Source organism: Natronococcus sp., from assembly GCF_047921035.1.
In the GTDB taxonomy this organism is placed as follows: domain Archaea; phylum Halobacteriota; class Halobacteria; order Halobacteriales; family Natrialbaceae; genus Natronococcus.
This window is the reverse complement of sequence record NZ_JBLRWX010000031.1, coordinates 20,851-35,515: the sequence shown is the minus strand read 5'-3', so window position 1 is coordinate 35,515 and position 14,665 is coordinate 20,851. Positions and strand designations below refer to the sequence as shown.

Genomic DNA, 14,665 nt, shown 5'->3' with positions numbered 1-14,665 from the left:
GGGGTTGTCCACCCCGTTCTTGTGGTTCTTCGAGGCGACCTTCGCCAGGCTCTCCCGAGGGGCGTCGAAGCGCTCGAGGTAGTGACGCGCGGTCATCCCCGCGAAAGAGGGCAGCGTCACGCCCGTCTTGTACTCGACGGGGTGGGTCAGCGAGGCGATGACGTCGGTCGCTTCGCCCGTCGTCCGATGGGTCATCTTCTCGCCGCCGACGAGCAGCGTCATCTCGCTCGCCCCGCTTGCCACCGACTGCCAGGCGGCGTAGATTCCCGCACCGCCGCTCGAACTGGTCTGATCGATGCGCTGGGTGTAGGCCGGCAGGGCGCCGATATCGTGGGCCAGGCCGTTCATCACGCCGGTCTGTCCCTCGAACTCGCCGCTTGCCATGTTCGAGACGTACAGGTGTTCGACTTCCTCGGCGTCGACGCCCGCGTCCTCGAGACACTCGAGTCCGGCCTCCGCGAGGAGTTCCTGGATCCACTCCTCGCGTTGCCCGAACTGGGTCATCGAGGCGCCGATGATTGCAACGCGTTCCATATCCACCCCGACACAACTCAATGATTTATATTGAAGGGATTGCGGCAGCGTTCGACGGCCGACGGGAAACTCGGGCGTGCGCTTGCCGTCGACTCACCCCTCCTCGAGTGCGACCAGAATGCCGTCGGCACGGATCGCGTAAACGAGACCGTCCGCGAGCGCCAGCCCGCCGTGCGTTCCGACGCCGTCCGTCGGCTCGGTACTCCAGCGGACGGCCTCGTCCGCAACCGACACCGCAAACACCGCGTTCCGATCGTCCTCGGCAGCGTACACGGTCTCGTCGGTCGCGATCGGACTCGTTCGACCGACGGTTACCGTCCGCTCGTACTCCGAGTCGAGGTCGACGCGCCAGCGCTCCTCGCCGCTCGCGGCGTCGATCGCGTAGAGGCCGTACCCGCCGGCGTACACCGTCCCGTCGACGACCACCGCCGGCGTCTCGATTCCGGATCCGGACTCCAGTGCCGTCTCCTCGAACGTCCACAGCACCTCACCCGTCGTTGCGTCCACCGCGTACACGCCGTCGCTGACGAAATACAGTCGGTCGCCGGCTGCCGTCACCGCCCGGATCGGAACGTCATCGGATCGGTGCTCGCCGTCGTTCAGACCCACGAGCGTCGACCCGTCGCCGGTCTCGGAATCCAGCTCTCGGACCTGGCCGTCCTCGGTTCCGACGTAGACGGTTCCCTCGGCGACGGCGAGTGCCGGATCGTCGAACTCGAGCGACACATCGTCGAACGTCCACCGCGGTTCGACGTCGTTTTTCGGTCCGTCGGCTGCCGAATGTCTCGTGTTCGCTACATCGTGCCCGGCCACCGGCCACCCGTCCGGAGACGTCGTGTCGATCGTCGGCTCGTCGTCCTCCGGCTCCGTGCCGTTGCTCGCCGACGAACACCCCACGACGCCGATCGCACCGACCGTCGCGAGCCACTCGCGTCTCGTCCGTTCGCTCATACCGAGCGACCTCGTCGCGACGATAAGTGCTTTCTCGGCGGGACGGGCTCGAGAGACGAGCTACGCCGACTCCGCCGCGGCCGTCTGCAAGTCGCTCGCTCGAGAACGGGCCTGCGAGATGACCGCGGGCCGGGCCTCGAAGGCGACGAGGACGTCCTCGTCGCCGTAGGTGACGTCCTCGACGTGGGCGTTGTCGTGGAGCCAGGAGACGACGCTCATCGTGTCGTCGGTCATCGGAAGGACGAGCCGTTCCTCCTCCCAGTCGGGCAGCTCCCGGTCGATGCGCTCGAGCAGGTCGTCGACGCTGGTCCCCTCTTTTGCGCTGACGACGACGGGGTTCGGAGCGAGCGCCGAGAGGGCCTCCGTCTTGCGCTCGAGTTCCTCGTCGTCGATCTTGTCGACCTTGTTCAGGACGGTGACGATCGGCGCCTCGTTTCGCTCGTAGAGGGTGTCGTGGCAGGTGACGAGCTTCTCGTGGATCTCGTCGACATCTTCGCTGACGTCGACGACGAGCAAGACCAGATCCGCCCGGTAGACCGAGTCCAGCGTCGACTTGAACGACTCGACCAGCCAGTGGGGGAGGTCGCTGATGAAGCCGACGGTGTCCGTGACCAGGACGTCCCGGGGTTCGATGTCGGCCTTCCGGGTCGTCGTCCCGAGCGTCGTGAACAGCTTGTCCTGGGACTCCGCGGTCGCGTCCAGGTCCGGATGGAGGTCTTCGTTCTCCTCGACGTCGAGGTCGGTCGCGAGCCGGCGGAGCAGCGTCGACTTCCCGGCGTTGGTGTAGCCGGCGAGCGCGACCAGGTCGAACCCGGAGTCACGCCGGCGCTCGCGGCGGTGTTCCTCGGTCTGCTCGATCTGTTCGAGCTCGTCCTTGATTCGGCTGATCTGGGCCTTGATGTCCCGCTCGCGGCTCTCGTCGTACTCGCCCAGCCCCATGAATCCGGGGTGTTCCTCGCGCTTGGCGAGACTTGTCTTGGCCTCCGCCCGCGGGAGCTCGTACCGGAGTTCGGCGAGTTCGACCTGGAGCTGGGCCTTCCGGGTCCGGGCGCGCTGGCCGAAGATCTCGAGGATCAGGGTGAACCGATCGATGACCTCGACGCCTTCGGGTAGCAGCTGGCCGAGGTTGTAGGTCTGGTAGGGACCGAGGCGGTTGTCGAAGATGACCGTCGTCGCCTCGGTTCGCTCGGCGACCGCGGCGAGCTCCTCGGCTTTCCCCTCGCCCAGCTGGAGCGCCGCGTCGGCGGTTCGAGACTGGGTCACTTCGCCGACGACGGTGTAGCCGGCCGCCGCCGCGAGTTCGCGGATCTCGGCCGTGTCTGGCGTTCCGGAGTCGACTCGTTTGGCGATGATCGCGTTCATGCAAGTACTCGTGTGTAGATCGGGTGGTCGCGCGAGACGGATCGCTCGTCGTCCGTGCGGTCGACCGCAGTCGTCCCGGGGCCGTCGCTCGGGCGACGAGCGCGTCCGGGGACGCTACTGATGGCGGCCGAACACCTCCGTTGAACGGTCGCGGAGCATACCCCGGTGTACGCGGCGGATCGTCTTGAATCCAGTGCACGATTCGGCGCGAGCGGCGAGTTCGGTCCGAAAGAGGGCGAAACGGCGCTGCTACCGCGTGTTGAGGTCGTCCTTGTCCTTGATGAGTTCCGTCTCGGCCTCGCCGCTCGAGTGTTCGTTGACGGTATCGTAGAACTTGTTCTGTAGCCCCGCAGGGAACGTTAGCACGCCGATCCAGGAGCCGTCGGCCTGCCACTCCTCGCGCTCGAGGTCGCCGAACTCGCGGATCTTCGACTGCGCGCTACCGGCGTGCTCGGCGGGGATCTGGACGGCCATCGTCACCTCCTCGAACCGGATCGGAATCACGGGTCGCAGGTCGTCGAGTGCGTCGTCGACCTGCTGCTGGGCGGGTTCCATCGGATCGACGGTGAAGCCGGCCTCCTCGAGGGCGTTGTCGATCCGTTCTGGAGGGTGGGGCGCGTTGTCCATCTGCGGGTTGACCGCGTTGCGGGTGATCGTGTCGATCAGCTGCTTGCGCTTTCGCTCCTGCATCTCGCGGCGCTGGTCGGCCGTGATCTGGATCTCCCCTTCTTTGATCACCTCGGGGATGATCTCGAGGGGGTCGGTCGTGTCGAAGACCTTCTCGAGGTCTTCCTCTGCGGGTCGGTCCCCGCGGGAGGCGTTCTCGAAGACGTCCTCGGCGGCGATGACGTCCTCGAGGTCGCCCTCGAAGTCGCCGCGTTTGATCGCTAGCGCCGCGTCCGGGTCGACAAGCACTTCGAACCGCGCCCCGTGTGACTCGAGTCGCGCCGTCACCGCCTCGTCGAGCGATATCATACCGGAGCATACCTCCGGCCGGGTAAAAGAGCTTTTCCTGCCGGCGTTGCAGCGATTACTCGTCGGCTTCCTCGTCCTCGCCGTCGTCGAGCAGGTCGTTCTCCTCGAGGTGGGTCTCGATCTTGTCGTGGTCGAACTGCTCGAAGGACTCGGTTTCGACGTCGATCGTCGCGAGTCCGACCTCGCTGGGCAGCAAGGAGCCGTCGTTGACCGACGCGAGCGCGTCGAGGGCGAGCGCGATGCCGCCGTCGAGGTCGGCCTCGTCGTCGTAGTTCTCCTCGAGGTACTCCTGGAGTTCGCCGCGGTCGGAGCCGACGGCCAGGGCCTTCCATTCGTAGGGCGTCCCCGAGGGGTCGGTCTCGAACAGTCGCGGCTCGCCGTTGTCGATACCGCCGACGATCAGGGCGACGCCGAACGGCCGCGCCCCGCCGACCTGGGTGTACTGCTGGATGTGGTCGGTAACTTCCTTCGTCAGCGTCTCGACGCCGATCGGCTCGCCGTAGCGGAGGTGGTTGACCTGCGCCTGCCGACGGGCGAAGTCGATCAGCTGGCGGGCGTCGGCCACGTGGCCGGCACTCGCGATGCCGACGTGGTCGTCGGCCTTGTGAATCTTCTCGACGCTCGAGTCCTCCAGCAGCGGGGAGGGAACTCGCTTGTCGACGGCGAGAACGACGCCGTCGTTGGTTCGCACGCCGATGCTTGCTGTGCCTCGCTTGACCGCCTCGCGAGCGTACTCGACCTGGTAGAGTCGGCCGTCGGGCGAGAAGATCGTGATGCCGCGGTCGTACGCCTGCTGTTGTTGTTGTCCCTGCATAGTATCACGCGAAATCGCAATCGAGGTCTGTCGCGCCCACGAACGCGTCATCGAGTCGCACGTCTGCAGACCCGTCGCGCACGACGGCGACTCGCTCCTCGTTCCGGAACACGACGTTTCTCTCCTTCGATTCTTGCCGGCGGCGTCCTAAATAGTTTTCTTCACCGGCACGGATCGTGCCACTGATACCGCGGACCCGAATCCCGACCGCAGCGCCGTCGATCTCGTCGATACAGGCGATCGCCGCCCTGGCGGGCTCGGTCTCGCCCCGACGGACCCGCACGATCGCGGATCCGGTTCCGTCGTCGAACTCGAAGCGAACGACCGTCAGATCGGCTGCAGCGCTGCCCGGATCACCCAGCAGGTTCTGGCCCGCGTACCAACACTCCCGCTGGAACGCCCGCCGGTCGACGGATGCGTCGGGCCACCCCTCGAGTTCGAGGACGAGGTAGCGCCAGCGGGGCTGGAGGTGTTTCGGGAGGTGTTTCATTCGCCGGAGTCCGCGTCGGGAGCCTCGGCCTCGGCGACCGGACTCCGCTCGGCGACCAGCACGCCGACCTGGTCGTGGACCCGTTCGACGGCCGTCAGCGAGAAGCCCGCGCTCGTGAAGGCGTCGGCGAGGGTGCCGACGGTCGCCGGATCGTCGACGTCGGGCGAGTAAAACGGCGCCTCGGGGACGGGCTCGCCGAAGAACATCACGTCCCCGAGGACGAACTTGCGGGGCTCGAGGTCGGCGATCACGTCGATCGCCTCCCGTTTCTCCTCGTCCGAGAGGTGGTGCATGGCGAAGTTCGAGGTGACGATGTCCACTCGAGGGGATCGAGTGTGGGCTCGAGACGTCTCCGACGTCTCGGCGTCGACGGGCCCGTCGTACTCGGGCTCGCGGAAGGTCCCGCGATCGAACTCGACGTTCTCGAGGCCTTCGTCCTCGGCCTTCGCGCGCGCCTCGTCCATCATCCCCTCGCTGATGTCCCGGCCGACGACCCGCTCGGCGTCGGGCGCGAGCGCGAGCGCGATGGCGCCGGTTCCGGTTCCCAGATCGAGGACGACGTCCTCGGCGTCGGGCGCGGCGTGTTCGATCACCAAGTTCGCGCAGGCGCGGTACTCGTCGGACTTCGACTCGTCGTACGCGCTGGCTTTCTCGTCGAATCGGGCGGCGTGTTCCTCAGGACTCTTCTTCATACCTCCCCCGTTCGACCCCCGGCTCAATGAACGACTCGGACTGCACGCGACGATTGCGCTCCGCGAGGCGGCCCCACTCGGCCAGTCCCTCCTCGACGAACGCCCTCGAGAGACCGATCTCCTCGCCTACCGCCTGCAGCTCCCGAGGGGCGCGAAGCTCGAGGTGCGAGTACGGGTCGGCGCTGACGACATAGGGCGCGTCGTAGTAGTCGACGATCTCCTCGAGTTTCCGCAGCGACTGGATCGCCCGCACGCGGCGACCGCCGCTCGCTCGAAGGACCCCCGAGAGGTCGAACTCGATCCGAACCCCGTTCTCGACGGCGGCCTTCGCCAGCACGTGGTTGACGTCACCGCTCCCGGCCATCGGCCCCGCCAGCACGTCGACCTTCGGTTGCTCGACGGCGAAGCGGTTCAGGGCGTTCGTCCCGCCCTCGAGGGCGACGATCGTCTCCGTGGAGCGGTAGTTGCCGACCGCGCCGCTCGCTTGCTGGGGATCGTCGGCCCGGATCTCGACGCCCCGGACGACGTCGATCCCGTACTCGTCGGCGATCGCGTCGGCGTCGTAGTCGGCTCGAGTTCCGGAGTGGTTGCGCACGACCACCCCCTCGTAGCCGTAGTCGGCCGCCCGCTTCACGAGCCTGGCGACCGTGCTCTGTCCCTCGGGGTGGGCGCGGACGGCCTCGTACATACTCGAGGACTCTCGGGGCTTCGACTTGGGGTTTGCGTCACGCGACGAGGTTGCAATCCGTGGCCGGGAGCGCGCTCGCCGAAAGTCGGCGAGCGCGCGACTCGGGGAAGGGCAGGCGGTCACACCGCAACCGAGCGGGAGCGAAGCTCCCGCGAGGTCCAAAAGAGCTGCGCTCTTTTGAGGATTTTACCGAGGGACAGCGCGCTGGCGGCAGCTCTGCTGCCGTCAGCGTGCAAGACCGCAGAGTAAAAGGTTGTTAGTTGAGAATCGACTGCGCGACCGTCGCGAGCTGGCCGTTGTCGGCCTCGGTGAGCCGCTCGTCGCCGATCTTCAGGCGCAGGCGCGGGCGGCCGACGTCGATGGGGACCTTCTCGGTGTCGATCAGGCCCATGTCTTCGAGCTTGGTCTTCGTGCGGCTAAAGGTCGCCTTGCTGGCGATACCGACGTCCTCGCCCCACTTGCTGATGTCGTACAGCAGCGCCTCGTTTTTCGCGGCTACGAGCAGCGAAATCGTCACCTCGTCGAGGCCGTCGCCGTCGCCGCGGGCGGTCTCGAGCGAGTCGAGGATCGCCGAGAAGTCCTCCTCGGCGCCGGCGCTGATCTCGTCGGAGAGGGTGTTTCGGACGTCGGTGATCGGCGGCGTCCGGAGGTTGAACGCCGAGGCATCCTCCCAGCGGGTCGCGTAGGCGTCCTGGGTGTCGGCGACGAAGCTCTCGTCGTCGGTGACGAGCCCGCCGACGCGGTCGTTGGCGTGGACGATGGCGACGACGCTGTCCTCGGTCACGAGTAGGGAGTTCTCGGGGGCCTCCTCGAGGGTGCGCAGCGAGAGCGCGCCCTGGCTGACGAGGTCCGCGGCGTTCGAGGCGACGATGAAGTCGTCCATGACGTCTTTGAGCGTCCGCTCGTCGGCGAGCATGTGCACCGACGGGAGTTCCCCGTCGAAGTTCGTCGCGACCGAGACGAACTGCTCGATGGCGTCCCGCGAGGGGTTTACCATGTAGACGTCGCCGCTGGCGTCTTCGAGCACCGATTCGAGGATATCGTCAATCTGGTGATTGAGTAAATTCGAGGTCATGCCAATACAGAAGTAAACGAGGTACAGTTACTTAATTTTGGTGGCCGTTTGCCCACCAGAACTACCCAGTTCTGCCGGCGTTGTGCGACCGCGTCGCGAGCCCGTCACCGAATTAGGCCGTAGGGCCGCCGCACGGTCGCCCCATTCATTTTTATAGTATATAGAAGAAAATTAGTATTATAGTCCGTTCTATCTATACTTATATCTGAAATTACGACAAAACTTATGTTCACCTTCTGTTATTGTAGGGCTGCATGGGTGCAATTGGTGACCTGATCGATGCGGTGCAGGTGTGTGTCGAACAACGACTACGAAACGACGGTGACGACCGTTCGCTCCTTCGAGCGAGCGGTGTCAGTACGTACAGCGGTCCGTAGCCGCTAGACGAACTGCGACCACAGTTCTCCGGACCAGTAGATATCGCCGTCGTAGATAACTGACGACTCCGTATCCTTGAGCAGTGACACGAGTTCGGACTGCTCCAGCGTGAAACTGGACTCGTTCCCACAGAGGTAGGCGTACTCGCTGTCGGTCGTGTGTGGGACGTAGTACGATCCCGTCGCGCGCGTCGAGTAACAGTCGAACGTCGCCAGATACCGATCGTCCTCGAGTTCCTCGAGGGTGATCGTCGTCGGGAGCCGGCTGTCGCTCTGGGTGAGCGAGTGGGTGCCGTCGCCGACGACGGCGTAATCCTTGCCCATCATGATCCGGCGGCGGGCGAGTCGAAGCGCGCGCTCGATGCTGAAGCCGTGAACGAGCAGTTTGGCGAACGTCGAGCCGACCTTGATCGCGTGGTCGTTCAGCACCTTCCGGAACGTCACCGCGCCCGCGACGCTGCCCTTCTCGATCAGCTCCATCCCCTCGTAGTAGGAGCCACAGGCGTTGAGGAAGAACGTCTGGGCCGAACACTGTTCCAGACTCGAGGCCGAGAGCGTCCCGTCGGTACAGCGGAGACCGCCGGTCTCGCAGTGGCCGATGTAGTGAACGAAGTCGTACTCGCTCTCGAACACCGCCGCGAGTTCCTTCCGCGTCAACCCCTCCTCGACGGTGACGTCCATCCGGACCTCGTCCGACCGTCGGCGGTAGATCTCGGCGACGTCGTCGTGTTCGCCGGCCATATCGGGGTCGTTCAGGACGACGCAGATCGACGTCGACTCGCTCGAGCGCTCGAGGTACGCCAGCCGGTTGTGGTAGGCTGCAGCCGTCGATTTGAAGACGTCGATCGGGACGCCGTCGGCGAGCCAGCCGTGGACCCGCGCGTCCCGCAGGTCGGGTTTGACGATGTCGACGGAGGCGACCTGTCCGGAGTGGGTCCCTCCGGGCGAGCCGCTTCCGCCGCGGTAGAAGTCGGTCAGCGAGCGCTCGATCAGCTCCTGGCCCTCGAGTTCGGAGGTTCGGGGGGTATAGAGGAGACTCATCCGATCGAGCAGGAACGGCAACGTCTCGGCGGTCTCGTACTCGGGGGCGACATACGTCGCGAGGTGCCACTCCGGGAGGCGGTGTTCGACCGCCTCGTAGGGAACGTCGAGGTAGGTCGCGAGCCGCGTCGCGGGCGTCGCCTCGTAGAGTCGTTCGGCGTCGAGTTCGAGGACGTCGAGCAGGCTCGACTCGGCGAGCTGGGTTCCGTACGGGCCGACGTTACGGGCCAGGCAGTCCAGGAAGAACGTCTTCCGGAGGAGCCGTTCGACGTCCCGCTCGAGGCCGGGCATGGGTGACAGCTCCCGTTCGACGCCCTGGTCGGGAACGCGAAGCCGCGGGCGCGTCCCGACGATGTCGTCGCTGTCGGTCGTTCGCACCGTCGCCTGGAGGTAGTACGCGAGCGATGCGGTACCGTACAGCGCCTCGTAGCTGGGCGGAACGACGAGTTCGATGTCGCTCTCGCGGCGCTCGGATCGGACCCCCTCGGGGATATTCAGCTCGTCGCCGAACTCGATCAGCGGCGGGTGGCCCCGAAGCGTCGGATACGTGCGGTCGGGGCTGGTGGTCTTGTACGAGGAGGCGAGATGGGAGATCGCCGTCGCGACCTCGGCCGGAGAGTCGGGGACGGTGATCGTCCCCGCAGGACGTTCGTGGCGGCTTCGGAGACCGATGATGACGCGAATCGGCTCCGGGAAGGAGACGACGATCGACTCGAAGTTGTCGGTCTTCCGGATGGTCGCGCGTCCGGAAAAGCGGAGGTAGCTCTTGATCTCCGTGTCGACGTCGATGACGTACTCGTCGGGGGGCAACGACAGGGGTTCGCCGCCGGGGTCGAGCTCGTACCGCGCGCTCGAGCCGAGCGCGAACGCGTAGACGACCGCGTTCGGGAACCGGAGCTCGTCGGTCGTGACCGTGATGGTCTCGTCGACCGGGCGCGGGATCTCGCGGCCCGATCCGACGACGGAGAGATCGCTGCCGACAACCGTGAGTTCGGCGTTATCCGAGTCCATCACGTGGAGCGTTTCCCCGGCCGTCGCCCACTCTATCATTCGGTATGCTCAATACCCGCCCGATTAGTTAGGTGTATCGGACGTTGCTGCCAGTCCGGAACGTTCCGTCAGGAGAGCGCTACTGGCTCGACTTGCCGTAGACGGGTACACTTATCCCTTCACCGGACCGCACACCAGACATGGATCACGAGCACGTCCGGGACGTCGACCCCGCCGTCGCCGACGCACTCGAGGGAGAGATCGATCGGCAGCGGGAGTCGCTCCAGATGATCGCCAGCGAGAACCACGTCAGTCGCGCCGTTCTCGATGCCCAGGGGAGCGTGCTGACGAACAAGTACGCCGAGGGCTACCCCGGCGAGCGCTACTACGGCGGCTGCGAGTACGCCGACGAGGTCGAGGAGCTGGCGATCGACCGCGCCACGGAGCTGTTCGGCGCCGAGCACGTCAACGTCCAGCCCCACTCGGGCACCCAGGCCAACCAGGCCGTCTACTTCGCGATGCTCGAGCCCGGCGACAAGATCCTCTCGCTGGATCTGACCCACGGGGGCCACCTCAGCCACGGCCACCCGGCGAACTTCGTCGGTCAGCTCTACGAGGTCGAACAGTACGAAGTCGACCCCGAAACGGGCTACCTCGACTACGAGGGGCTGGCCGACCACGCCGCCGAGTTCGAGCCCGACGTTATCGTCTCGGGCTACTCCGCGTACCCCCGGGAGGTCGAGTGGGAGCGCATCCAGGAGGCGGCCGACGACGTCGGCGCCTACCACCTCGCCGACATCGCCCACATCACGGGTCTCGTCGCCGCCGGCGTCCACGAGTCGCCGGTCGGCACCGCCGACTTCGTCACCGGCAGCACCCACAAGACGATCCGCTCGGGACGGGGCGGCATCGTCATGTGCGACGAGGAGTACGCCGACGACATCGACGCCGCCGTCTTCCCCGGCGGACAGGGCGGTCCGCTGATGCACAACGTCGCCGGCAAGGCCGTCGGCTTCAAGGAAGCCCTCGAGCCCGAGTTCGAGGAGTACGCCGAGCAGACTGTTGCCAACGCGAAGGCGCTGGGCGACCAGCTTTCGGAACACGGCTTCTCGCTGGTTTCGGAGGGAACGGACAACCACCTCGTGCTCGTCGACCTCCGCGAGAGCCATCCCGATACCTCCGGCGGGGACGCCGAGGAGGCCCTCGAAGACGCTGGCATCGTCCTCAACGGGAACACGGTTCCCGGCGAGACCCGCTCGCCGTTCGACCCCTCGGGCATCCGCGCGGGCACGCCCGGGCTGACGACGCGGGGCTTCGACGAGGACGACTGTCGCACCGTCGCGGACCTGATCGCTCGCGTGATCGACGCACCCGACGACGAGGACGTCATCGAGGCCGTCCGCGAGGACGTCGAGGCGCTGTGTGCGGAGAACCCGCTGTACGAGTAGTCGACTCGATTCGGACCGATCGCGCGCACTGATTGCGTTCGACTTTTCGCGTTCGTTTCGTACCGGTGACTCGTATCCGAATACGCACCCGGAACGGTCACACGTGGTACGCGACTAGTCGTCGTTGCCGCCGGTGTTTCCGTCGATGGCCTCGTGTTTGTGGAGCAGGGACATCTTCTCGCGGAGGTCTTCGCCTTCCTCGCCGTAGGTTCGCACACGGTAGACGTACAACAGCGACACCAGTCCGATCCAGACGGCCTGTAGCACGAGCGCCGACGGAGCACCGAGAGCGACGAAGATCATGAACGCACCCGAGACGACGACGTTGCCGACGGCGACGACCTTCAGCAGCCACAGCGGGAGCTTGTAGAACGAGTACTGGTAGCGCTGGGGGAACGTCTTCGGCAGGTTCCACAGCGCGACGCCGGTGATCATGAAGCTAATGAAGATGCCGGTGACCGTCACGGTGACGAGCCAGTCGAGGACGTCGACCGCGAGAATCCCGTCTAGGGGCCCCATCAGCGGTGCGGCGAGAAGCGGCGGGAGACTGAGCAACAGAAGCGCGCGATGGGGCGTATTGAACCGATCGTGGATCCCCGCGAAGAAGCCGGGGATGACGTCGTCGCGGGCCGCGCGCATGATCGTCCGCGAGTAGGAGGTGTACAGCGTATTGGTCGTCGTCGCCGCGGCGACGAGCGCGCCGAGCGCGACGAACGCGATCGCCCATCCGGGCATGATACCGTCTGCAACGGCCGCGAGACCGCCCTCGACGGCCTGTCCGTCCTCACCGACGATCGACTCCCACGGAACCGCACCGACGAGCGCCACGACGGTTCCGATCGTCAGGACGGCGACGAGTGCCATCCCGACGGCTAGCACGCGCGGGATGTTCTTCGCCGGATTCTCGAGTTCCTCGCCGATCTCGATGATCATGGCAAAGCCCTGGAAGGGGATATACAGCGTCACGGCAGCCAGGAAGAAAGGTGCGTAGCCGTCGGCGAACGGTTCGCCCTCGCTCGCCGGAAACAGCGGCGTGACGTTCGACGCCTCGAAGGAGGTGAGTCCGCCGGCGATGAACGTCAGCATCGCCGCCATCAGAAAACAGACCAGAAGGATCTGGACGTTCGCGGCCAGTCGCACGCCGACGTAGTTGAACGTCAGGAAGGCACCCAACAGCAAGTAGACGGAGACCAGCGTCGGGAGTTCGACGAACACGGGGACGTACTCGGCGAATCCGAGCGCGGCGAACAACAGATACGCCCAGACCGCCATCACCGGAACCGCGACTCCCAGGAACCCCCAGTACGGACCGACCAGCCGCGAAGCGTAGACGTACGTACCGCCGGCGACCGGGATCGCCCCGCCGAGTTGCAACAGGAGAAGAATTCCCAGGACCATCGGGATCACCGATAGCAAGATCGCGACGACGATGCTCGGCCCCGCGATGGCCGCCATCTGCGTCGGTACGATGAAGATGCTCATTCCCACTGCCGTCCCGATGAGCAACGCTACTGCGGCGATCGGGCCGACCCGTTCGTTGATCAGCTTGAATTCGTCGTCCGACATCGATACTGTGCAAGTCAATACCAGACAGTCCAATATTAACATTGTTGTTTTTAAGTCGGGAGTGTGTTGGCAGACGGAAGGATACAAACGTGATAGCCTGATGCTGTACAGGGAGTGTACTGGTAACGGATACTGATTGACTCTCTCATCAACTTCGAGAACGGTATCGATCAGTGATGGATCGGCGACCACCCCTCGACTGTCCGGCTATCGGTCGCGAAATCGACCGCTTTCACGAGAAAAGTACCCACAAACATGCTTGTTAGATCCAAAGCCGGTCGTGGTTCGCTCGAGTGGGCCTCGAGCGACGCGACGAGTCGTTGCATGCAGATGACTTATAGACGAGCGTGATGGTCGGGAACACATGCCATTCGATCGAACGGCTATCGGTCGTCGAACAGTGCTCTCGGCGGTCGGAGCTGCAGGTATCGCCGGTCTCACGGGAAAGGGCGGGGCGACGCGAGGATCGCTGGCTCGCGGCGAGTCAGGGACGGACGGCGACGAGCCCGCTACCGTTCCGGACGGCCTCGAGCGGATCGACCGGACCTTCGACTACCACCTCGAGACGGGACTGCACCACGGCGCGCAGCTATCGGTGTGGGAGGACGGCGAGCTCGTCGCCGATCTCGCTGGCGGCGTCGACGGCCCCGACGGCGACGAGGTGACCGACGACTCCCGGTTCCTGCTGTTTTCCTGTACGAAGCCGTACGCCGCGGCCTGTCTCCACGTGCTCGCGGACCGCGGAGAGATCGACTTCGACGACCGCGTGGTCGACCACTGGCCCGAGTACGCCGACTCGGGATCGCCGAAAGCGGAGACGACCATCCGTCACGTTCTGAGCCACCAGGCCGGAATCCCGGCGGTCGACGTCGACGACGAACCCGACCGCTGGAACGACCCGAACGCGATCGACTGCGCGGTCGAGGCGGCCGACCTCGCCTTCGAACCCGGCGAAACCGCCCAGTACCACGTCTTCAGCTTCGGGTGGATCGTCGCCGGACTCGTCCGACGGATCGACGGCCGGCGGATCGATCGGTTCGCGCGCGAGGAGGTGTTCGAGCCGCTGGGGATGGACCGCACCCACATCGGACTCCCCGACGACGAGCCCGACGACGTCGCGACGCTGGTCGGCTTCGAGCCGTTCGACCGCGTCGGCGAGCCCGAACCGATCGTCGGCTACACCACCGAGGAGGCCGCCGCGGAATTCAATCGCGAGGACGTCCGGCGGAGCGTCGTTCCGGCCGCGAACGCCGTCGGTACCGCCGGCGATCTGGCCAGGTTCTACGCCTGTTACGTCAACGGCGGCGAGCTCGAGGGAACCCGGCTGCTCGCGGAGGAGACGGTCGACGAAGCGGCCGCGCCCCAGGCCGAAGTCGGACCCGAGGGCGGCGTCGGCACCGCACAGCGTTACGGGCTCGGCTTCCAGCTCGGCGGTACCGTTCCGGACCGCCACGGCGTGCCCGACCCTGCACGCACCTACGGCCACGCCGGCCTCGGCAGCAGCATCTCCTGGGCCGACCCCGAGGAGGGGCTCGCGTTCGCGTACGTGACCAACGGGATCCGGGATACCTACGAACACGACGTCCGAATGGCGACGATGGGCGAGACGGCTCGAGGGGCGCGTCGGTAGACCCGATTGTATACAAGAGCGCGTATACTATC

The 14,665-nt window shown here is 65.8% G+C and carries 12 protein-coding genes and 1 pseudogene; 2 read left to right on the top strand and 11 right to left on the bottom strand.

Annotation, left to right across the window (positions count from 1 at the left end; all coding sequences use genetic code 11):
• The 10 genes and pseudogenes from ACNA7R_RS08595 to ACNA7R_RS08550 form a co-directional block, all read right to left on the bottom strand.
• Positions 1 to 534, bottom strand: a pseudogene (locus ACNA7R_RS08595) (thiolase family protein); the annotation flags it as partial.
• Between the two features lie 93 nt (positions 535 to 627).
• Complete coding sequence (locus tag ACNA7R_RS08590) at positions 628 to 1,485, bottom strand: PQQ-binding-like beta-propeller repeat protein (protein ID WP_416283154.1); 858 nt, start codon at positions 1,483 to 1,485, stop codon at positions 628 to 630.
• A 60-nt stretch (positions 1,486 to 1,545) separates the two neighbouring features.
• Complete coding sequence (gene hflX / locus ACNA7R_RS08585) at positions 1,546 to 2,847, bottom strand: GTPase HflX (protein WP_416283153.1); 1,302 nt, start codon at positions 2,845 to 2,847, stop codon at positions 1,546 to 1,548.
• A 249-nt stretch (positions 2,848 to 3,096) separates the two neighbouring features.
• The gene (locus tag ACNA7R_RS08580; protein WP_416283152.1) at positions 3,097 to 3,822 is read right to left on the bottom strand and encodes a ribosome assembly factor SBDS; all 726 of its coding nucleotides are present in this window, start codon (positions 3,820 to 3,822) and stop codon (positions 3,097 to 3,099) included.
• Positions 3,823 to 3,877: 55 nt separating this feature from the next.
• The gene (gene psmA / locus ACNA7R_RS08575) at positions 3,878 to 4,636 is read right to left on the bottom strand and encodes an archaeal proteasome endopeptidase complex subunit alpha (protein ID WP_416283151.1); all 759 of its coding nucleotides are present in this window, start codon (positions 4,634 to 4,636) and stop codon (positions 3,878 to 3,880) included.
• 4 nt (positions 4,637 to 4,640) lie between these two features.
• The gene (locus ACNA7R_RS08570; protein ID WP_416283150.1) at positions 4,641 to 5,126 is read right to left on the bottom strand and encodes an Rpp14/Pop5 family protein; all 486 of its coding nucleotides are present in this window, start codon (positions 5,124 to 5,126) and stop codon (positions 4,641 to 4,643) included.
• Positions 5,123 to 5,818, bottom strand: a complete 696-nt coding sequence (locus ACNA7R_RS08565) for a class I SAM-dependent methyltransferase (protein ID WP_416283149.1) — start codon at positions 5,816 to 5,818, stop codon at positions 5,123 to 5,125. The genes ACNA7R_RS08570 and ACNA7R_RS08565 overlap by 4 nt, the downstream gene beginning before the upstream one ends.
• Entirely contained in the window at positions 5,802 to 6,506 is a 705-nt protein-coding gene (locus ACNA7R_RS08560) for an RNase P subunit p30 family protein (protein WP_416283148.1), read from the bottom strand. The genes ACNA7R_RS08565 and ACNA7R_RS08560 overlap by 17 nt, the downstream gene beginning before the upstream one ends.
• 256 nt (positions 6,507 to 6,762) lie before the next feature.
• Positions 6,763 to 7,581, bottom strand: coding sequence for a transcriptional regulator TbsP (gene tbsP, locus ACNA7R_RS08555; protein ID WP_416283147.1), 819 nt, complete (start codon positions 7,579 to 7,581; stop codon positions 6,763 to 6,765).
• Between the two features lie 380 nt (positions 7,582 to 7,961).
• The gene (locus ACNA7R_RS08550; RefSeq protein ID WP_416283146.1) at positions 7,962 to 10,049 is read right to left on the bottom strand and encodes a hypothetical protein; all 2,088 of its coding nucleotides are present in this window, start codon (positions 10,047 to 10,049) and stop codon (positions 7,962 to 7,964) included.
• Between the two features lie 140 nt (positions 10,050 to 10,189).
• On the opposite strand from ACNA7R_RS08550, the gene glyA reads away from it, so the two are divergent.
• Positions 10,190 to 11,437: a serine hydroxymethyltransferase gene (gene glyA / locus ACNA7R_RS08545; protein ID WP_416283145.1), complete on the top strand. Its 1,248-nt coding sequence runs from the start codon at positions 10,190 to 10,192 to the stop codon at positions 11,435 to 11,437.
• Positions 11,438 to 11,551: 114 nt separating this feature from the next.
• On the opposite strand, the gene ACNA7R_RS08540 is transcribed toward glyA, so the two are convergent.
• The gene (locus ACNA7R_RS08540) at positions 11,552 to 13,003 is read right to left on the bottom strand and encodes an APC family permease (protein ID WP_416283144.1); all 1,452 of its coding nucleotides are present in this window, start codon (positions 13,001 to 13,003) and stop codon (positions 11,552 to 11,554) included.
• A 364-nt stretch (positions 13,004 to 13,367) separates the two neighbouring features.
• Here ACNA7R_RS08540 and ACNA7R_RS08535 point away from each other — a divergent pair, with 364 nt between their 5' ends.
• Positions 13,368 to 14,633 (top strand): serine hydrolase domain-containing protein, encoded by a 1,266-nt coding sequence (locus tag ACNA7R_RS08535; protein ID WP_416283143.1) that lies wholly within the window; start codon positions 13,368 to 13,370, stop codon positions 14,631 to 14,633.
• The last annotated feature ends 32 nt before the right edge of the window (positions 14,634 to 14,665 follow it).